Below are 20,711 nucleotides of genomic sequence, written 5' to 3' on the forward strand. Positions count from 1 at the left end.
CGGAAGTCTATAAGTTTGCAACTGTCTTATTAATTCTTTGTATAGGAACACCATTGTGACCACCTGGACGCCAGATAGCTGGCGAGCTCTGCCCATTCAACAACAGCCGTCCTACCAGGACCAACAATTACTTAAGCAAGTTGAACAACAGCTCCATCGGTATCCGCCGTTAGTTTTTGCCCAGGAAACCCGTGACTTGCATACTCAATTAGGCCAGGTCGCTAAAGGCGAAGGTTTTTTGCTGCAAGGCGGTGATTGTGCCGAAAGCTTTAATGACTTTAATGCACCAAAAATTCGTGACACCTTTAAGGTGTTGCTGCAGATGGCTGTGGTTTTAACTTATGCCGGTGGCCTGCCGGTGGTTAAAGTTGCCCGGATGGCAGGTCAGTACGCCAAACCACGTTCCAGCGATCTTGAAACGATAAACGGTATAACTTTGCCAAGCTATCGCGGTGATATTGTTAATAGTTTTGAGTTTACTGAGAGTGCCCGTCAGCCAGATCCTAATCGTCTGGTAACGGCTTATCATCACTCAGCCGCAACCTTAAACTTGCTCAGAGCGTTTGCCCAGGGCGGTTTAGCAGATTTGCACCAGGTCAGTAAGTGGAACATGGGTTTTGTTGAGTCTAATCCATTAAAAGATCGCTATCATAATGTGGCACAGCGGATTCAGGAAGCATTACGATTTATGGAGATTTGCGGTATTACCGCGCAAAACTCGCCTTCTATTCGCGAGACGCAGCTTTATACCTCTCATGAAGCCTTACTACTTAATTATGAGGAAGCACTGACCCGGCGCGATTCACTGACCGGTGACTGGTATGATTGTTCTGCTCATATGGTATGGATAGGAGAGCGGACCCGTCAGTTAGATCACGCGCACCTGGAGTTTTTCCGCGGTATTCATAATCCAGTAGGGGTAAAAATTGGTCCTGGCATGCAACCTGATGAATTAATCAGGCTGATTGATGCGCTGAATCCGGATAACACGCCTGGCAGGTTAACTCTGATCACCAGAATGGGAGCCGATAAGCTGGCTGATAAGTTACCCGCTTTGGTTCGTAAGGTTAAAGCAGAAGGCCGGACTGTGGTTTGGAGCTCAGATCCAATGCATGGCAATACGGTAAAAGCCAGTAACGATTTTAAAACCCGCGATTTTGAAGCTATCTTACGTGAGATCCGCAACTTCTTTGCTGTGCATAAAGCTGAAGGAACGCATGCTGGTGGTATTCATCTGGAGATGACCGGTGAGCATGTGACAGAGTGCACCGGCGGTGCTTACGGCTTAAGTGAGCATGATTTAAGTAAACGCTATTTCACCCAGTGCGACCCAAGGTTAAATGCCGACCAGGTACTGGAGCTGGCGTTTTTGATTGCTGATACGTTAAGCGCCGGCCGCAAGTAAGCGAACACTCTATTTAGCCCCGTGCTGAAATTCAGGAAAAGACCCGTCTGGGTCTTTTTTTTAATACTTATGTCGTTTTAAACCTGTTTTGGCGATGATTTTTGCCGATATTTCCTCAATAGAAAGATGAGTTGAGTTTAAAAATGGGATCTGTTCCTGACGATATAGTGCTTCAACTTCGTTTAACTCAGCGGCGCATTGCCGGATAGATGCATAACGGCTGTCTGGCCGGCGTTGCTGACGGATCTGACTTAGCCGTTCAGCAGTGATACTCAGGCCAAATAATTTATCTTTGTTACGCATCAGCTCTGCAGGTAGTCGCAATGCCCCCATATCTTCCTCTACAAAAGGATAGTTAGCCGCTTTAATCCCATATTGCAGAGCCAGATAGAGACTGGTTGGCGTTTTACCTGAGCGGCTGACCCCGACTAAAATAATGTCTGCCTGGTCAAAGTTTTTCATATTGGCGCCATCATCATTAGCCAGCGCATAATTAACCGCATCTATACGAAAATCATAGGTTTTTTCATGCATGCTATGAGTTCTATGAGTTTTAGGTACTGGCGCAATGCCTAACTCGCGCTGAAGGGGTTCGACAAAGGTATTCAGAAAGTCATAGCAGATGCCATCACTATTGTTAATAATATGGCGCAGGTTGTCATCAACAAAGGTCTGGAAAATAAGTGGTTTTACTCCCGTTGTTTTATACCGATCATTAATCCGCTGTTTAACCTGTTGTGCCATATCAGCGGTCTCTACAAAAGGTATCGTGATATGTTCGAATTGTGCTGGAAAAAGAGTAAGTAAGGCGTGACCAAATACCTCAGCTGTAATGGCCGTACCATCAGAAATATAGAAAGCTGTCCGCACTGTAAACTCCGTTTTGTTGTTATAAAATTACATGAAAATTAAGGTTTTAAATAACCTCAGCCAGAGTGTAAAATCGTGGTGCTTTGTAATGCTGACTGTAAGCTTACACGTCCTACGACAAGAAATGGAGACGAACTGTGCAAGAATTTGTGATTTGGTATGAAAAGCTGGGTATGCATGATGTAGATCGGGTAGGAGGCAAAAATGCATCCTTAGGAGAAATGATCAGTAACCTTGCTAATGCCGGGGTGCAGGTGCCGGGCGGTTTTGCCACCACAGCTGATGCCTTTAATCAGTTTCTTGAACAAAGCGGTGTAAACGAGCGGATTTATCAGCTGCTTGATGGCCTGGATGTGGACGATGTTACTGCGCTCGGTAAAGCTGGTGCACAAATTCGGCAATGGGTTATTGATACGCCTTTTCAACCCGAACTTGAACAGGCGATTCGCGAGGCTTACCAGCAGTTACATGCTGATCCTACGCACGATGTGTCTTTTGCAGTCCGCTCTTCGGCTACCGCAGAAGACATGCCCGACGCGTCTTTTGCCGGTCAACAGGAAACCTTTTTAAATGTGCGTGGTTATGATGCAGTAATTATCGCGATTAAACATGTTTTTGCCTCGTTATTTAACGATCGCGCTATTTCATATCGGGTGCATCAGGGCTATGACCATCGTGGTGTAGCGTTATCTGCCGGCGTGCAGAAGATGGTACGCTCTGATATTGCGTCGTCCGGCGTGATGTTTAGTATAGATACCGAATCAGGTTTTGAAGACGTGGTATTTATTACCGCCTCTTATGGCTTGGGTGAAATGGTGGTGCAGGGCGCCGTTAACCCTGATGAGTTTTATGTACACAAACCCACCCTGGCGGCAGGCAGGCCGGCCGTGGTGAAGCGTAATTTAGGCAGTAAAAAAGTCGAAATGGTTTACTCGGCCGAGCAAAGCCATGGTAAGCAGGTGAAAATTGTCGATATTGATGTTGGGCGCAGCCAACAGTTTTCGTTAACAGATGCTGAAGTAGAAGAACTGGCAAAACAAGCGGTAATTATTGCTGAGCATTATGGCCGGGCCATGGACATTGAATGGGCCAAAGACGGTAACGACGGCAAACTCTATATTGTACAAGCGCGGCCGGAAACAGTGAAAAGCCGGGAAGACAGCAACAGCATGGAACGATTCCAGCTGCAGGGCTCGGCACCGGTACTGGTGGAAGGACGGGCAATAGGTCAGCGAATTGGCGCAGGCACTGCCAAAGTACTGAAAGGTATAGAGCAGATGGACCAGATTATGCCTGGCGATGTGCTGGTGACTGACATGACTGATCCGGACTGGGAGCCCATTATGAAACGGGCTTCTGCAATTGTTACCAACCGTGGTGGCCGTACCTGCCATGCAGCAATCATTGCCAGAGAATTAGGGATACCTGCCGTAGTCGGCTGCGGGGATGCTACCAGCAAACTAAAAACCGGCCAGCAGGTTACGGTATCCTGTGCTGAAGGCGACACTGGTTTTATCTATGATGGTAAGCTGGAATATAAAGTGGTTAGCAGTCGGGTAGACCAGATGCCGGCACTTGATTTAAAAATCATGATGAACGTGGGCAACCCTGAGCGGGCATTCTCATTCGCCAAATTGCCACATGCCGGTATTGGTCTTGCCAGGCTCGAGTTTATTATTAACCGGATGATCGGCGTTCACCCCAAAGCATTACTTAACTTTGATGCTCAGACACCGGAACTTAAAGCCACTATCAGTGAAATGATTGCAGGCTATGCCAATCCGGTAGAATTTTATATAGCGAAATTAACTGAAGGTATTGCAACCTTAGCGTGTGCCTTTGCTCCGCAAAAGGTGATAGTGCGGATGTCTGATTTTAAATCGAACGAGTATGCCAACCTGGTTGGCGGCCGACAGTATGAACCGCACGAAGAAAACCCGATGATTGGCTTTCGGGGCGCGTCACGTTATATCTCAAAAGACTTCCGTGATTGCTTTGCTCTGGAAGTTGAGGCATTGAAGCGGGTTCGTAATGTAATGGGTTTCACTAATGTTGAAGTGATGATCCCTTTCGTTCGCACTCTGGAAGAAGCAGCAGCGGTAATTGATTTACTGGCAGAACATGGTTTAAAACGCGGCGATAATGGCTTAAGAGTTGTTATGATGTGTGAATTGCCCTCCAACGCCTTGCTTGCTGAAGAGTTTCTGGAATACTTTGACGGGTTTTCAATAGGCTCAAACGATTTAACTCAGTTAACGCTGGGCTTGGATCGGGACAGTGGTTTAATTGCTCACTTGTTTGATGAACGTAATCCGGCCATTTATAAATTGTTGGAAATGGCTATTAAAACCTGTAAAGCCAAAGGTAAGTATATCGGCATTTGTGGCCAGGGCCCGTCTGATCATGAAGATTTTGCCGGCTGGCTGATGCAACAGGGTATAGATAGTGTCTCGTTGAACCCGGATACGGTGCTTGAAACCTGGTTATATCTGGCTGAAAAATTTGGCAAACACTAATTTTAATGCTCAGGAGAGCCCCGCAATGCGGGGCTTTTTATTATGTTTTCTGCATTATGCAGCTTTGCTATATTAAAAACTGTTTAAAAAACCATTAAACACGCCACAGCAGCGGTGTCAAACGTAGCTATTAACTGTTTGTTATGGCAAATTACAGCTATTAAAACTCAATAAAACTTAATAAAAACCAACAACAATAATTACAGGGGAAGCTAATGGAAGCCTTGGTCAGCACCGTCAATAGTATTATCTGGAGCCCGGCACTGATATTTTTGTGTCTTGCCGCCGGTTTATTTTACTCCGTCATTACCCGTTTTGCTCAGGTCCGGCATTTTAAAGAGATGTGTAAGCTGCTATTCAGCAGCAATGAATCTGATAAAGGTATTTCATCATTTCAGGCGCTGGCCGTATCATTATCTGGCCGGGTTGGGGTAGGTAATATTGCCGGGGTGGCGGCGGCTATTGGTTTTGGCGGCCCGGGCGCAGTGTTCTGGATGTGGGTAGTGGCATTTCTTGGTGCCAGCACCGCCTATGCTGAATCAACATTAGGTCAGGTATATAAAGTAGAAGAAGATGGCCAGTATCGCGGTGGTCCGGCATATTATTTTGAGCGTTGTCTGGGCCAGAAGTGGCTGGCTATATTGTTTGCGGTTTCAGCAATTATCGCCTGTGGCGTGTTTCTTCCCGGAGTACAGGCGAATGCGGTAGGTAATGCCTTTACCCAGGTGTTTGGTGAAGGCAATATGGTGGTAACCACTTTTGGTGAAGTCGGCAGCTTTAAGCTGGTAGCACTGGCCATAATATTAATTGTGCTGGCTTTTATAATATTCGGCGGTATCAAACGAATTGCCCATTTTACCCAGATTGTGGTGCCTTTTATGGCATTGGGTTACATCGTTATGGCGCTAATTGTGGTTTTCCTTAACCTGGACAAAGTACCTGGCATCTTCAGCTTAATTATTTCTGATGCATTTACCGCACAGGCCGGTATGGGCGCAGCTATTGGCTGGGGCGTGAAAAGGGGTATTTATTCGAATGAGGCTGGTCAGGGTACCGGACCGCATGCTGCTGCAGCAGCTGAGGTAGATCATCCGGCACAGCAAGGGCTGGTGCAGGCGTTTTCAGTGTATGTTGATACCTTGTTTGTCTGCACAGCTACCGCATTAATGATTTTGCTGACATCACAATACAATATTCAGACTGAAGATTTTAATGCAGCGACCGGCGCCGGCACTATTATCTTGCAGAATATAGATGCAACTACAGAGGTGGCTTCACCGGCATTTACCCAAATGGCCTTAAACAGTGTGTTTGGTCAGTTTGGTCAGGCTTTCGTCGGTGTAGCAATTTTCTTCTTCGCGTTTACCACCATTCTGGCTTACTACTATATTGCTGAAACGAATGTGGCCTATCTAAACCGCTATTTTAAAGGCAATATTCCATTAGTATTGGTTAAAATCATTATTATGGCCATGGTTGCTTACGGCATGGTTAATAGCTCTGGTTATATCTGGGGTATTGGTGATATTGGGGTAGGTTTAATGGCCTGGATTAATATTCTGGGCATTCTGGCTATTTTCTTCGTCGCTAAACCAGCCATTTTGTGTTTACGTGATTATGAGGAACAAAAGAAAGCGGGTGGGCCAATTAATTTTGACCCTGTTAAGCTTGGTATTAAGAATGCGACTTTCTGGGAAAAACGCCTGGCGAAACAGCAACAGGATCCTAAAGCTTAACGCGAAGTTTGTCAGCGCTATTCTATAGCGCCACCAATAAGCCCGGCTATTGTGCCGGGCTTTTTTATATGTTTGACAGCGCACAGACCTTTGTCATTTATTGCGGGATGATTTGCCCGGCACTACACTCTTATAATGACAGGTTAATGGAGAGGCAAGTTTAATAATAAACAGGAGCTGATTATGATGGATGATTTTAAAAGAAAATTTTTGGTTACAGGTGCTTTTTTGGCTGCAGGTATCTTTCTGTCAGGCTGTGAACGTCAGAGTATCGAAGCTCCGACAGACGAAGCCGGTTTAACTGTAACTACTGAAGACGGCAGTGGCGATGATCTGAATATCACTACCGCAGTGCACACTGCGATAAGAGCCGAACAGCGGTTGAATGAGTTAAACATTCAGGTGGAGACCAACAAGGGTGATGTCAGATTATACGGCGAGGTTGCAACAGAAGAGCAACGCGAGCTGGCAGAGAGCATTGCAATCGGTACACCCGGCGTGCACGCTGTTAATAATGAATTGAAAATCAGGCAATAATCGTTATGTTTATTACGACTATCGGCGCAGAGCAAGTCTCTGCGCCGATAGCGCCTCACTCCACCCCAATAAAGCCGCCGGTTTGATGCGCCCATAGTTGAGCGTAAATGCCGCCGCTGGCGATAAGCTCGCTGTGGCTGCCTTGCTCGACTATTTTGCCTTCATCCAGCACAATAAGCCGGTCCATCTGAGCTATAGTAGACAAACGGTGGGCGATAGCGATAACGGTTTTGCCAGCCATCAGCTTATTTAAACTGGCCTGAATGGCGGCTTCTACTTCCGAATCAAGTGCCGAGGTGGCTTCGTCCAGAATTAAAATAGGGGCATTTTTCAGCAGAACCCGGGCAATAGCGATGCGCTGCCGCTGACCGCCGGAGAGTTTAACGCCTCGCTCGCCAACCTGGGCATCAAAACCACTGTTGCCCTTAGGATCGGTTAAGTCACTGATAAAGTCGCTGGCTTCTGCTTGCTCTGCCGCCAACTGCAATTCTGCTTCTGTCGCATCAGGTTTACCGTAGGCGATATTCTCGCGCACTGAGCGGTGTAGCAGGGAGGTGTCCTGAGTTACCATGGCAATATGCTGGCGCAGACTTTCCTGGCTTACCGTACTGATATCCTGGCCATCAATCAGAATGCTGCCGCTCTCTATATCGTAAAAACGCAGCAACAGATTAACCAGAGTAGACTTTCCGGCGCCGGAGCGGCCTACCAGACCAACTTTTTCGCCGGGACTAATACTCAGGTTAAGCTGTTGCAGTACAGCTGCCTTACCCCCTTCAACTGGCGCTTTACCATAATTAAAACTAACCTGCCGGAATTCAATTTTGCCTGCAGGAACCGTTAATTTTCCGGCATTAGCGCTGTCTTTTACGTCTATCGGCCGGGACAAGGTGGCAATGCCGTCTGCTACGGTACCAATGTTTTCAAATAAGCTGCTGACTTCCCACATAATCCACTGAGCCATACCGTTTAAACGCAGCGCCAGGCTGATTGCGATAGCGATCGCACCAACGGTAATCGCACTACCGGCCCATAAATAGAGCGATAAGGCAGCAACGCTGAATACTAAAATATAATTCAGACTTTGTACTGTGACGCTTAAACCAGTCGCCAGCCGCATTTGCTGATATACCGGTTGCAGGAAAACATTCATGCTGTCTTTAGCGTAACTTTCTTCACGATTGGTGTGTGAGAACAACTTAATAGTAGTAATGTTGGTATAGCTATCAACAATCCGTCCGGTCATTTCGGATCGGGCATCTGCCTGAGCTGTCGATACTCTTTTGAGTCTGGGCACAAAGTAAAATTGCAAACCAATATAAAGTACCAGCCAGACTAACATGGGTATTATCAATCTGATGTCTGCATCAGCGACAAAAAACAGCATAGCGCCAAAATAAACCAGCACATATACCATTACATCGAGCAGCTTCATCACGGTCTCGCGCACTGACAGGGCGGTCTGCATGACTTTAGTAGCAATTCGGCCGGCAAAGTCATTCTGATAAAAGCTGACACTCTGCCGCAGCAAGTAACGGTGTGCCAGCCAGCGGATTGACATAGGGTAATTACCCAGCAGAGTTTGATGAACAATAGCGGAGTGGATAAATGTCATCAGCGGTAATAATACTAACGTTACCAGGGCCATCCAGATCAGGGTACTGCGCTCGTCTTTGAAAAAGTTTTCAGGATCATTCGCTACCAGCCAGTCGACTAATTGCCCCATAAAACTAAATAATGACACTTCCAAAACGGCCAGGATGGCAGAAGATAACGACATAAATACTAAAGATCGTTCCATGCCTTTAGTGTAATGCCGGCAAAAGGCCAGTAAACCGCGCGGCGGCTGGCAGGGCTCGGCTGCAGGGAATGGTTTAGTGAGTCGTTCGAAAAAACGCAGCATGAGAGGTCCTGAATGGATGAAGAAATTTAAATGCGCCTTATTGTACCCGAGTTTATAGCTTTGGATCAGGCTAATCAGCTAAATCATTCTCAGCCTGAGTAATTTTGACAGTCACTTTAATACTCATATTCAACAGCATAGCTCTGCTTGAATGTGATACTATAACAAAATATTGCTGTAGCCACGTCAAACCAGCCTGTTATAATCTGCGTATGCCACAACTTGTTTTAACAAAGCTCAGGCCCAACTTATCTTTGCTATAGCGTGCCTTTAATGCTGAGAAGTAAAATGACCATTAAACTTGTCACCTCCACTGTATTACCCACTCCGTTTGCTGAATTCAGGCTGCATGGTTTTGTTTCTGATAATGGCAAGGAGCATGTTGCTCTTACATTGGGAGATGTTACATCAAGCGAGCCGGTACTGGCGAGGGTTCACTCTGAGTGCTTAACGGGCGACGCCTTGTTCAGCCTGCGCTGTGACTGCGGTCCGCAATTAGAAGCCGCAATGCGTAAAATTGCTGATTTAGGCCGGGGTTGTATTTTATATTTACGCCAGGAAGGGCGTGGTATCGGTTTGATTAACAAAATACGAGCCTATGCAGAACAGGACAAAGGTCTGGATACCGTAGAGGCAAACGAAATACTGGGATTTTTACCTGATATGCGTGAATATGATATTGCGGCAAAAATGTTTGAGCAGTTAGGCGTGCAACAGATACGCTTGCTGACTAATAATCCACGCAAGTTAAAAGCACTGACTGATGCCGGAGTTAATATTCTGGAACGGGTGCAGCACCGGGTAAAAACGACCGCACACAGCCATCGCTATCTGGCGACTAAAGCTGCCAAAATGGGCCATATGGAGTAGAGCAGCGCTTATGATCCCGAAACTTACCCCTGAATTAACGCTTGACGCCAGCATCATCGCCTTTAGTAAAGCGCTGGTAGCCGCCGGTTTTAGTGGCGATATTGAAACCAGCTATGGCAGTCGTCTGGCAGTAGCAACCGACAATAGTGTTTATCAGGCGCTGCCACAAGCAGTACTGCTACCAAAAAACACTGATGATTTAGTTATTTTGACTTCTCTGGCGCAAACCTCCAGTTTCTCTCATATAAAATTCAGCCCGCGTGGCGGTGGCACGGGGACTAATGGTCAGGCGTTAACTGAGCACGTGGTTGTCGATTTATCCCGTCATATGCGTGCTATTCTGGAAATTAATACCGAGCAGCGTTGGGTAAGAGTACAGGCCGGTGTGATTAAAGATCAACTGAATGTATTTCTAAAGCCATATGGATTTTTCTTCGCTCCGGATTTATCCACTTCTAATCGTGCCACGATTGGCGGCATGATAAATACCGATGCATCGGGGCAGGGTTCTCTGGTGTATGGTAAAACCAGTGACCACGTGCTGGCACTTAAAACCGTGCTTATCGACGGCAATATTTTAAAAACGCATAAAATGGCCACGTTTGAAGCTGAACATCGTGCCACAATGCCTAATAGTATTGGTCGTATTTATCGCCAGGTACTGGACAGCTGCCGGGAATTCAGACCGCAGATTCTGGAGAAATTCCCACGATTGAACCGTTTTTTAACCGGCTACGATTTAGAGCATGTGTTTAATGACGATTTAACGGAATTCGATTTATCCCGAATTATTACCGGCTCTGAGGGCTCGCTGGGTTTTGTCACAGAAGCTAAATTGAATATCACACCCATCGCTAAGTATAAATGTCTGCTCAATGTTAAATACGACAGTTTTGAAAGTGCCTTAAGAAATGCCCCATTTTTAGTGGCAGCAGCAGCAACCTCCGTTGAAACTGTTGACAGTAAAGTGCTGGATTTGGCGCGCAACGATATTATCTGGCATCAGGTTAAAGAATTAATCACCGACGTACCGGGCACTGCAATGCAAGGCCTGAATATGGTTGAGTACAACAGTGAAGACCAGGCGGAAATAGAGCAGAAAATTGCCGCGCTGACAGCTAAATTGGACAGCGCTATCGCGGATAAAACTGATGGGATAATCGGCTATCAGCTAACTTACGACACGGCAGCTATTGGCAATATCTATGCAATGCGTAAAAAGGCCGTGGGTTTACTGGGTAATACTAAGGGTGCACAAAAGCCAATTGCGTTTGCCGAAGATACGGCAGTGCCGCCGGAAAATCTGGCCGACTTTATTATGGAGTTCAGGGCCTTACTTGATAGCCATGGCTTGCAATATGGCATGTTTGGTCATGTTGATGCTGGTGTGTTACACGTGCGCCCGGCTTTAGATTTATGCGATCCTGAGCAAGAAAAGCTAATGCGTACTATTTCAGACCAGGTTGTAGCGCTTACTGCAAAATATGGTGGTTTAATGTGGGGCGAGCACGGCAAAGGCTATCGCAGTGAATACGGTCCGGCATTTTTTGGTGATGAGTTATTTAATGAGCTGCGGAAAATTAAAGCAGCCTTCGACCCACGTAACCGGGTAAACCCCGGAAAAATCTGCACGCCTTATTATAGCAACGAGCAACTGGTATCGGTTGATGGCCAGAAACGCGCCTGGTTTGATCGGCAAATTCCGGTTGCAGTTAAAACAAGTTTTGACAGCAGTTTAAACTGCAACGGCAATGGCCTGTGTTTTAACTTCGATGAAAGCTCACCAATGTGTCCGTCCAGTAAAGTAACCAAAGACCGGCGCCACAGCCCGAAAGGGCGGGCAGGTTTAATGCGTGAGTGGTTACGCCTAACCGAGCAGCAAGGTAATGACATACTTGCGGCGGAGCAGGAACTTATTGAAAGTAAACAAAACTTTAGTGCATTCTGGCAGAAAATTAAAAATAATCTGGCGAAACGGCAAGGCGAGCAGGATTTTTCTCATGAAGTAATGGAGGCGATGGAGGGCTGTCTGGCTTGTAAAGCTTGTGCCAGCCAGTGTCCGGTTAAAGTGGATGTACCATCGTTTCGTTCACGCTTTCTGCAACTTTACCATAGCCGCTATTTACGTCCTGCCAAGGATTATATCGTTGCTAATATTGAGCGCACCGCGCCTGTGCTGGCCAAAGCACCTAAACTGGTAAACTTTGTGCTAAGACGTAAAGTTACCGCCACGCTGCTTAAAAACACAGTAGGATACGTCGATACGCCATTGTTATCGGTTCCTACCCTGGCGCAGCAAACGGCTGACAAATATCGGTTTGATCTGGCGGCGCTACAGCAGTTGCCGCCAGCTGAAAAGGCCAGAACGGTATTACTGGTTCAGGATCCTTTTACCAGTTTTTATGAAGCGAAATTAGTTGCCGATGCGCTGCGTTTACTGGAGAAAATCGGCTTCAGGCCCGTTTTGTTGCCATTTTTGCCCAACGGTAAACCGCAACATGTGAAGGGCTTTTTACGTGAATTCACTAAAACAGCCACAACTGCTGCCCGCTTTTTAAACCAGCTGCAGCAGCTTGATATGCCGATGCTGGGGCTGGATGCTTCGCTGGTGCTGGTATACCGCGATGAATACAATAAAGCATTGACTGATAAACGAGGCGACTTTCAGGTGCAGCTGTTGCATGAATGGCTGGTGCAACAACCACTGGCACACGCTGTTAATGCTGCCGACTATGCGTTACTGGCACATTGTACTGAAAAAACGGCCTTACCTGCTACTGAACAGGCCTGGCAACAAATCTTCAGCAGGGTGGGTTTAGGTTTAACGCCGGTAAGCGTTGGTTGTTGTGGTATGGCAGGTACCTACGGTCACGAAGCCCAGAACGTTGATAACAGCAAAGCCCTGTTCGATATGAGCTGGCGCTCACCCGTTGAGCGCTTTGGTGTATCGCATATATTAGCGACGGGTTTCTCTTGCCGCAGCCAGGTAAAACGATTAATGGGAGATAAGCCACAACATCCGTTGCAGGCATTGTTACAGCACTTGTGAACGCTGGATAAAAAAATAAAAAAAGCCCGGAAATTCCGGGCTTTATCGTTTTATATAGAAGGTTAGAAGCGGTACACGCCTTTTAAGTAGTAATAGCCGCCATTTATACCCATTGGTGATGTTTCATAGTATTTAGCACCAAAAGCATTATTTGGTAAACCCACTGCACTCATATTAATGCGCTCAGGCTTGGTATCAAAAATGTTTTGAGCGCCAACCGCTACAGAGAAGCTGTCATTAATAAAATAGCTCAGCTCAGCATCGAAGGTTACTTTAGCTGCGGCATTAACCTCAGTACCCGGTTCTCCGGGGACACCAACCCAGTCAACATGCACGCCCTGATACTCGCCAAAATAATTTGATCTCAGGAAGAAAGACCAATCATCATAACTCTGGTTCCAGGTTAAGGTTGCACGATGGTTTGGTAAATCATTTTCCAGCCTTGATACTTTATCCAGTCCAGTAATGGCTGTAGCACTTTTAACCTTTGTGTCAGTCCAGTTATAGGCAAAATTGAAGCTGCTGCGGCCATCGAACAAGAAGGTCGAGTAGCTGGCAACAAAATCAATACCCTGAGTTTTGGTATCAAAATCATTGGTAAAAAAACTAACCTGTTGAATAGAATCAACGTTTTTAACGCCTGCTGCGCGAAGTGCTTCACGGTTGGCATCGGTCAAATTAATTTTACTAGACTGACTAATCCGGTCATCAACATCAATCCGGAAATAGTCCAGCGTCATAAAGATATTTGCGCCAGAGTAAACGATACCAGCAGCAAAACTGGTTGACTCTTCTGGCTGTAATTCCTTACCGCCGAGCTCGACCGATACAGGGTTGGTAGGAGGAAGTAAAGCCGAATCTACCAGTAAACCTGAATCAAGATTGGTCTGGACATTACTGACATTTGCCTGGCCAACAGTAGGTGCTCTGAAACCTGTGCTGTGCGAGCCACGTACTGCCCAATCATCAGTCAACCGGTACTGAGCTGTAACTTTGTAGTTTAAGGTAGAACCAAAAGTGTCATAGTCTTCGAAGCGTAACGCAAAACCCATTAACAACGATTCCGTTATTTCAGCTTCCACATCTGAATAAAGGGCATAGTTTCTCCGTGATGAAACACCTGCATCTTCCGGTTTAAAGCCAGGGAAACCATTTGAGCCTATACTGAAACCCTGGTCTACAAACTCACCTACCTGGAATGAGGCAAGGTCACCGGCAACTACTTCAAACGTCTCTTCGGTCCACTGTGCACCGAACGCTACGGTTAAATCTTCATATATACCAACCGGTACAAATTTAACAAAGTCTGCCGTAAAGTTTTTTTCCAGCTGGATATATTTACCCGGGTTAAACTCTGTTGGTGTATCCAAACCGAGTGAAGCGTTGATGGTGTTAGTCATCATATAGGTTGACTCGTTGCGGCCAACAGAACCACTGAAGTCATACATGATACCGTCAAGCCAGTTTCCTTTAAACTCGCCTTTGGTCCCTGCAGTTAATGAGGTATCAGCTATGTTACCACCAAAAGTTGGGGTAAAACCGCCAGGAAACATCGAGAAAAAAGAAAAACAGTTGGCTGGTAAGGCATTCACTGCCGAGTTAACCGCATTAAATGGTAAGTTATTGCCATTACCATCGGTCAGGCCGATAGTTGGACAATTACCGGCTGAGAAATCAGTGTTACCTATAAGCAGGGTTTCGCCGCCATCGTTAGAGAAAACGCCACCACGGTTATAAGGGTTGCGGTAATAAAAGCCACCGATCACATCCCGTTCTGAATAGTTACCGAACAGGTAAGCTTGGCCACCATTGTCCAAATCTAAACCGGCATTTACAAAAATAGTAATATCGTCTTTAATTTCCGGCGAACCCCACACCTGGGTGATCGGTGCAATATTCGGATTACCGCCAGCAGCAAAAGCCTGGGCGTCCGGACGCTGCAAACTGCGACTGGTTGGATCAACATTTTTATACTGGAAACTGGCGTTAACAAAACCATTGCTGGTTAAAGGCATACCAATATTACCGGCAAATTCTGTGCTGGTACCATCTCCTTCGTAGTATTCGCCATGTTTAACTTCAAAACTGCCGCCACTATCGGCATCTTTCAGCACGAAGTTAATCACCCCGGCGATAGCGTCTGAACCATACTGTGCTGCAGCACCGTCACGCAATATCTCAACTTGCTTTAGCGCTATGCCAGGAATAACAGAAACATCTGCGCCCTGGGCACCGTCATTTATACCGCCACCTAAAAAAGCAATAACAGAAGACTTATGCCGACGCTTACCGTTAGTTAAAATCAGCGTACTGTCTGCCGACAAACCACGTAAATTCATCGGTCTGACTAAGGTTGCCGCGTCACTGATTGGATTTGAATGGACATTCAAAGATGGGACGGTGGTAGTTATCAGGTTCAGCATATCGGTGCTACCGTTTTTCATAAGTTCATCGGCACCGATAATATCCACTGGTACCGGCGAATCACCAATGGAGCGAGGGGCGGAACGACTACCTACCACCGCAATTTTTTCTACCGCTTGTTCTTTTGCTGCAGTCTCGCTGGCTTCCTGCGCAACAGCTGCACCACTTACTATACCTAACGCAAAAGTTGTTGCTATGGCATACTTAACAGCATGCGCAACCGGATGGTATTTATTGTTGTGTTTCATAGTGTTTTCCTGGATTATTTTTTTTGATTTCACTAGATAGCGCTTATTGTTCAAAAGCGCCAAATTAACCATATTTTAAAATCAGGCCGTTGTCCATCGCAGTTTTAGCGACATTGGTCGATGATATGGGAACGAGTTGTTATAAGTACTAGTTGCACGTCAGCTATAAAGGGGTTTTATGAAATCGATTGCAGTCATGCAGCCAGAGTACTTTGCTGATGTATTAGCACTGGCTAATCAGGTGCATGGTGATAATTACCTTGATCTGGCCAAATTAACTGCGCTTTATCAACGCGGCATTAAACATAACATAAATGCAAATTTTGTCGCGTTGGCTGACAGCAGGGTTGTAGGTTATCGTCTTAGTTATGCTGCCGGCCAATGGCCGCTGGATGAATGGTGTTCTGTTAAGTTGTGGCCAGTGCCTGCGGACATGATGGCTTATTTTAAGTCTGTAGCCGTTGCTCCTGAGTTGCAGGGGCAGGGGTTGGGCTCGGCCTTGTTAAAAGCATCTGTATCTGCGTTGAATCAGCAAGGTGCATTGGCCGGCTTAGCTCACATCTGGCGGGAAAGCCCTGGCAATTCCGCTGAGCGTTACTTTAGCAAAGCAGGGGCAAAACTATTAAAAGTACACCCCGATCGCTGGCTGCATTTAAGTGAAACTGCAGGTTATATTTGCCCGCTATGTGGAAATCGATGCCACTGCAGCGCTGCTGAGATGGTATTAAGTTTTGTTGGAACAGTATGATGTACGATCCTTATGTCGATTCTGAATTAACAAATTGCCAGCCTGATATTGCCAGCTACTGGCAGGCGGTCACATCTGAACAAACCTATTACCCGCAGCTTGGTCAGGATCTAAACTGCGACACATTGGTAATTGGCGCGGGTTACACTGGTTTAAATTGTGGCTATGAGCTGGCTAAAAGACAGCAGCGTGATGTCATAGTGATTGATGCATTGCAACCAGGCTGGGGTTGTAGTGGCCGCAATGGCGGCTTCGTGCTCAGAGGAACCGGCAGGCTGGGGCTGAGTCAGTTAGCAGCAAAATTCGGTCTGGACACGGCCAGGCTGTTTCATCAGGAATATGGCGAGGCGATCGCCAGGGTTAATCATTTAATCAGTGAGGGTGACATCGATTGTCAGCCGCAGGCTGCAGGCTATTATAAACTGGCGCATAAAGCCAATATGGCAAAAGATTTGGCTAGCCAGGCCAGCTTATTGCAGCAGGAATTTGGCTATCAGGTCCGGTATCTTAATAAGTCGCAAATTTCAGGGCAAGTGGTTAACCATCAGCAGGCCTTTGCTGCTCTGCATTTTCCGGATTGCTATGGTTTAAACCCTCTGGCACTCGCCAAAGGCTATGCCCGGCTTGCGGTACAAGCAGGGGCGCAACTTTATGGTCAAACGCCTGCAAGCCTTATTCAGCGGGATGGTACCGGCTTTAAAGTGCATACGCCTCAGGCAATCATTACTGCGCGCAACCTTGTGCTGGCAAGTAATGCCTATACCGCTAAAGGTTTGTATCCTGCGCTTAATAGCAGTTGTCTGCCGGTATTAAGCAGTGTAATTGTTACCGAACCTTTGAATAGCGGCCAATTGCAGCAACTGAACTGGCAGCTGAACAGCATTATGATGGATACCCGAACGCTGAAATATTACTACCGGCTACTGCCGGATAATCGCATCTTATTTGGTGGCAGAGGGGCCATAACCGGCAAGGCTGCCGCCGATCCAGTTTATGCCCGTCGTTTGCTGGCGGCGTTAAAACACTGTTTTGCCGGGCTGGAACAACTTAATTATCAATATCAATGGAGCGGCTGGGTTGGGGTGTCGTTTGACGATTTACCCCGGATACATTCACCAGAGCCCAATCTGTTTTATGCTGCCGGATATTGTGGTAGTGGTTTGTCTTACAGTGCATTAGCCGGTAAGCGGTTAGCGCAACTTGTTGCCGGCGAGGCGTTGCCTGCCTTACCTATTTACCAAACTGGCTTACCGGTCTTTCCGATGACAGCGTTTCGCCGGCAAGGTCAGCAGCTGTATTACCAGTGGGGACGTTTTAAAGATCATTTTTTGTAGCGTTGGATGCTACTGGCGTTAACCCGGTGCCATTGCTTACAATGGCGCCTTTTTTTATAAGGCAAACTAACTATGTCTTTCTGGCCTGAATTTCTGATTATTGCCTCGGTGCATTTGCTCGCTGTCGCCAGCCCGGGGCCCGATTTTGCTATCGTATTGCGGTACGCCGTCAGGTTTGGCCGGCGTGCTGCAGTATTTGCCAGTCTGGGTATTGGCCTGGCGATATTACTGCATGTGACCTATTCACTGGTGGGAATAGGCGTGTTAATCAAAACCACACCCTGGCTGTTTCAACTGCTAACCGTATTAGCCGCCTGTTATCTGCTGTATCTGGCACAAGGTGCTTTACGTGCCAAAGCTCCGCTTGCTGCTGAAGCGATTGCCCTGGAGCAACAAGCAAAGCCTGCCAGTATTAAAGCTTTCAGCGCTGGTTTTATCACCAATGGTTTAAACCCAAAAGCGACTTTGTTCTTTCTTTCGCTGTTCGCCGTCGTTATTTCTGCTGATACGCCGTTTAGCTACAAAGTTATTTATGGTTTGTATATGGCCGTGGCAACAGCAGCCTGGTTTTGTTTGTTATCTTTTGTGCTGACCAACAGCAAAGTCCGGGGCTTTTTACTCTTGAAGGGATATTGGTTTGACAGGCTCATGGGTGTGTTACTACTGGCGCTGGCTGCTCAGCTGCTTTTAAGTAGCTTCGGTAATAACCCGGGCGGTTAATTAAGCCCATATCCTTTGCCAGCAGGCGGAGGATCGGTATAATGCCGGCCGGTATTAATTTGCTCTGGATTTACGGTCCAGCGTTGCAAGAGGTGAACGATGTACGTTGTTGCTGCTTTATATAAATTTGTCAATTTGCCTGATTATCAGGCCTTGCGCCAACCGTTGTATGACGTGATGGCTGAGAATGGTGTTAAAGGTACTTTGTTGCTGGCGAGCGAGGGCATAAACGGCACTATTTGTGGTTTACGTGCAGGCATAGATGCTGTGAATAAGTGGTTTGCGGCCGATCCTCGCTTTGCCGAGCTCAGTTACAAAGAGTCTTTTGCTGATGAAGCGGCGTTTTACCGCACCAAAGTAAAACTAAAAAACGAAATTGTTACTATGGGAGTGGAAGGCATAAACCCGGCTCATATTGTTGGTACTTATGTCAAAGGTGAAGCCTGGAATCAGCTGATAAGCGATCCGGATACTCTGCTGATTGATACCCGCAACGACTATGAAGTAGCAATTGGCACTTTCAAAAACGCTGTCAATCCAAATACTACCACCTTCCGTGAGTTTCCGGACTGGGCTGCTGAAAATCTGGATAAAAACAAACATAAGAAAGTAGCGATGTTCTGTACCGGTGGCATTCGCTGTGAAAAATCTACTGCCTACTTAAAAGAGCAGGGGTTTGATGAGGTGTATCACCTTGATGGCGGTATTTTAAAATACCTGGAAGAAGTACCAGCTGAGCAAAGTTTGTGGCAGGGCGAGTGTTTTGTGTTTGATCAACGGGTTGCGGTTAAGCATGGCTTAGAGCAAGGCAGTTATGATCAATGCTATGCCTGCCGGATGCCATTATCTGCAACAGAGATGGCTTCTGCAGATTACGTAAAAGGGTTGAGCTGTCCGCATTGTGTCAGTCAAACCACTGCCGAGCAAAAAGCTGCTTTTGCTGAGCGGCAAAAACAGGTTACGTTGGCCAAAGCCCGCGGTGAAAAGCATATTCGTGACGGAAAACTGGACAATTAGACACTGACAACCAGCAATTGGTTATATCTGGTTAGCGGGATGTAGCCAATTGCAGTCTAACCTGGTCTTTCAAATTCATAAAATCTTCATCTGCGCTGGTGGTATTAGCAATATCGTCAAACAGTAACTCAGCCCGGGCTTCACTACCGGCCAGCAAAAACAGTTGTACCAGCCGTAATTTAGCCCAGTTTAGCCGGACCTGATCGGTATCATTATAGTAATTAATGTATTCAGACAATGCAGTAATTCCCTCTAACACATTATTATTGGTTAGAACTGCCAGCCGACCAGCCTGATACAGGGCACTGTAACGTTGGCTGGGTTTGACGCTGAACTCAGCCGTTTTGCTGTATAGTTGTTGGGCGACCAGATAAGCATCCTGCCGTGCCAGAATGCTGGCTTTACTGGCTAATAAATCAGGTTGATCCGGCATTGTTTTTAAATGCTTATCTATTAGCGCAACAGCTTCACTGAGTCGTTCTTCCAGAATTAGCATTTGGATCCGGGCCAACGCGCCTTGCAGCTGATCCAGAGCTGTCAGTAGTGTGGCTTGCTCCGCAGCCAATTGTTTACTGCCGCCTGCTGCGGGCGGAGCGGATTGGTAAAAACTGACCAGCGCTTGTTGAGCCGGATAATTATGTGGATCAACTGTTACTGCCCGCATGATTAATTGCAGGCCATCGCTGGTGCGTTGGCGGGCATTAAAAATATTGCCGTCAGAGGCCAGGACGATTTTGTTTATGCCCGCCAGGTACAGCAACTCGCTGTGCTGTGGGTACTCGATGATTAGCTGATTTAACAGGGTGTTAGCTTCTTCGCGCTGGCGCAAATTAAACATGGCTTGTACATAAATCGCTATTAAATCAGGATTTTTTTTCAAGTTCGGCTGTTGATCAATTTCAGTGATAATTTTCCGGTACTGGGCTTGCTCTAACCAGCTGTTGGCCTGTTCAGGTTCAATGGCTATAGCAGTAAAACTAAACAATAACCCTATAAACGCTATTTTCATTGAAACCAGCCTTATTGCAAAATTACCAGATCAGTGTGCGATATAACGGTAGAAAATACCAGAGGCTCAGGGAATTTCAATTTCAATATCCGTAACAGGAATGCTACAACAGGGTAAAAACTCTCCCTGACGAACAAAAGCCAGAGGTTCATGCAAATACTGCACGGAACCACTTATCAATTTGCAGCGACACGCACCGCAATAGCCTTCGCGGCACTGATAACTAATATCTTGTTGTTGCTGTTCGAGGCTTTGTAAAATAGTAGGTTGGCTGCCATCAAAGTTAATAGCAGCTTGCCCTGTAACAATTATCTGTGGCATTACA

Annotated in this window: 15 protein-coding genes; 10 read left to right on the forward strand and 5 right to left on the reverse strand. The window is 46.6% G+C overall.

What is annotated here, in order from left to right:
* Nucleotides 1-55 precede the first annotated feature (55 nt).
* On the forward strand, nt 56-1,405 hold the full coding sequence (locus H141_RS0100295) for a class II 3-deoxy-7-phosphoheptulonate synthase (RefSeq protein ID WP_019674240.1): 1,350 nt from the start codon (nt 56-58) through the stop codon (nt 1,403-1,405).
* Between the two features lie 60 nt (nt 1,406-1,465).
* Here the strand turns inward: H141_RS0100295 and ppsR are convergent, their stop codons facing one another.
* Complete coding sequence (ppsR, locus tag H141_RS0100300; protein WP_019674241.1) at nt 1,466-2,275, reverse strand: posphoenolpyruvate synthetase regulatory kinase/phosphorylase PpsR; 810 nt, start codon at nt 2,273-2,275, stop codon at nt 1,466-1,468.
* Nucleotides 2,276-2,412: 137 nt separating this feature from the next.
* Between ppsR and ppsA the strand changes: the two genes are divergently transcribed.
* From ppsA to H141_RS0100315, 3 genes are all read left to right on the forward strand, one after another.
* Complete coding sequence (gene ppsA / locus H141_RS0100305) at nt 2,413-4,791, forward strand: phosphoenolpyruvate synthase (RefSeq protein WP_019674242.1); 2,379 nt, start codon at nt 2,413-2,415, stop codon at nt 4,789-4,791.
* Between the two features lie 215 nt (nt 4,792-5,006).
* The gene (locus H141_RS0100310; protein ID WP_019674243.1) at nt 5,007-6,527 is read left to right on the forward strand and encodes an alanine/glycine:cation symporter family protein; all 1,521 of its coding nucleotides are present in this window, start codon (nt 5,007-5,009) and stop codon (nt 6,525-6,527) included.
* Nucleotides 6,528-6,710: 183 nt separating this feature from the next.
* Nucleotides 6,711-7,064 (forward strand): BON domain-containing protein, encoded by a 354-nt coding sequence (locus H141_RS0100315; RefSeq protein ID WP_019674244.1) that lies wholly within the window; start codon nt 6,711-6,713, stop codon nt 7,062-7,064.
* A gap of 55 nt (nt 7,065-7,119) precedes the next feature.
* Here the strand turns inward: H141_RS0100315 and H141_RS0100320 are convergent, their stop codons facing one another.
* Complete coding sequence (locus H141_RS0100320; protein WP_019674245.1) at nt 7,120-8,967, reverse strand: ABC transporter ATP-binding protein; 1,848 nt, start codon at nt 8,965-8,967, stop codon at nt 7,120-7,122.
* Between the two features lie 288 nt (nt 8,968-9,255).
* Here H141_RS0100320 and ribA point away from each other — a divergent pair, with 288 nt between their 5' ends.
* Both ribA and ydiJ read left to right on the forward strand, forming a co-directional pair.
* On the forward strand, nt 9,256-9,837 hold the full coding sequence (gene ribA, locus H141_RS0100325) for a GTP cyclohydrolase II (protein ID WP_019674246.1): 582 nt from the start codon (nt 9,256-9,258) through the stop codon (nt 9,835-9,837).
* Between the two features lie 10 nt (nt 9,838-9,847).
* On the forward strand, nt 9,848-12,886 hold the full coding sequence (gene ydiJ, locus H141_RS0100330; RefSeq protein WP_019674247.1) for a D-2-hydroxyglutarate dehydrogenase YdiJ: 3,039 nt from the start codon (nt 9,848-9,850) through the stop codon (nt 12,884-12,886).
* A 62-nt stretch (nt 12,887-12,948) separates the two neighbouring features.
* Here ydiJ and H141_RS0100335 read toward each other — a convergent pair whose 3' ends face one another.
* Nucleotides 12,949-15,558 (reverse strand): TonB-dependent receptor plug domain-containing protein, encoded by a 2,610-nt coding sequence (locus H141_RS0100335; RefSeq protein ID WP_019674248.1) that lies wholly within the window; start codon nt 15,556-15,558, stop codon nt 12,949-12,951.
* A gap of 178 nt (nt 15,559-15,736) precedes the next feature.
* Between H141_RS0100335 and H141_RS0100340 the strand changes: the two genes are divergently transcribed.
* From H141_RS0100340 to trhO, 4 genes are all read left to right on the forward strand, one after another.
* On the forward strand, nt 15,737-16,306 hold the full coding sequence (locus tag H141_RS0100340; protein ID WP_019674249.1) for a GNAT family N-acetyltransferase: 570 nt from the start codon (nt 15,737-15,739) through the stop codon (nt 16,304-16,306).
* The gene (locus H141_RS0100345) at nt 16,303-17,640 is read left to right on the forward strand and encodes an NAD(P)/FAD-dependent oxidoreductase (RefSeq protein ID WP_240473068.1); all 1,338 of its coding nucleotides are present in this window, start codon (nt 16,303-16,305) and stop codon (nt 17,638-17,640) included. The genes H141_RS0100340 and H141_RS0100345 overlap by 4 nt, the downstream gene beginning before the upstream one ends.
* Nucleotides 17,641-17,712: 72 nt before the next feature.
* Nucleotides 17,713-18,360: a LysE family translocator gene (locus H141_RS0100350; RefSeq protein ID WP_019674251.1), complete on the forward strand. Its 648-nt coding sequence runs from the start codon at nt 17,713-17,715 to the stop codon at nt 18,358-18,360.
* 99 nt (nt 18,361-18,459) lie between these two features.
* Complete coding sequence (gene trhO / locus H141_RS0100355; protein ID WP_019674252.1) at nt 18,460-19,377, forward strand: oxygen-dependent tRNA uridine(34) hydroxylase TrhO; 918 nt, start codon at nt 18,460-18,462, stop codon at nt 19,375-19,377.
* 31 nt (nt 19,378-19,408) lie between these two features.
* On the opposite strand, the gene H141_RS19640 is transcribed toward trhO, so the two are convergent.
* Nucleotides 19,409-20,386, reverse strand: coding sequence for a tetratricopeptide repeat protein (locus tag H141_RS19640; protein ID WP_019674253.1), 978 nt, complete (start codon nt 20,384-20,386; stop codon nt 19,409-19,411).
* A 66-nt stretch (nt 20,387-20,452) separates the two neighbouring features.
* Complete coding sequence (gene yfaE / locus H141_RS0100365; protein ID WP_019674254.1) at nt 20,453-20,707, reverse strand: class I ribonucleotide reductase maintenance protein YfaE; 255 nt, start codon at nt 20,705-20,707, stop codon at nt 20,453-20,455.
* Between the last annotated feature and the right edge of the window lie 4 nt (nt 20,708-20,711).

Source organism: Arsukibacterium perlucidum DSM 18276 (assembly GCF_000382165.1).
In the GTDB taxonomy this organism is placed as follows: domain Bacteria; phylum Pseudomonadota; class Gammaproteobacteria; order Enterobacterales; family Alteromonadaceae; genus Alishewanella; species Alishewanella perlucidum.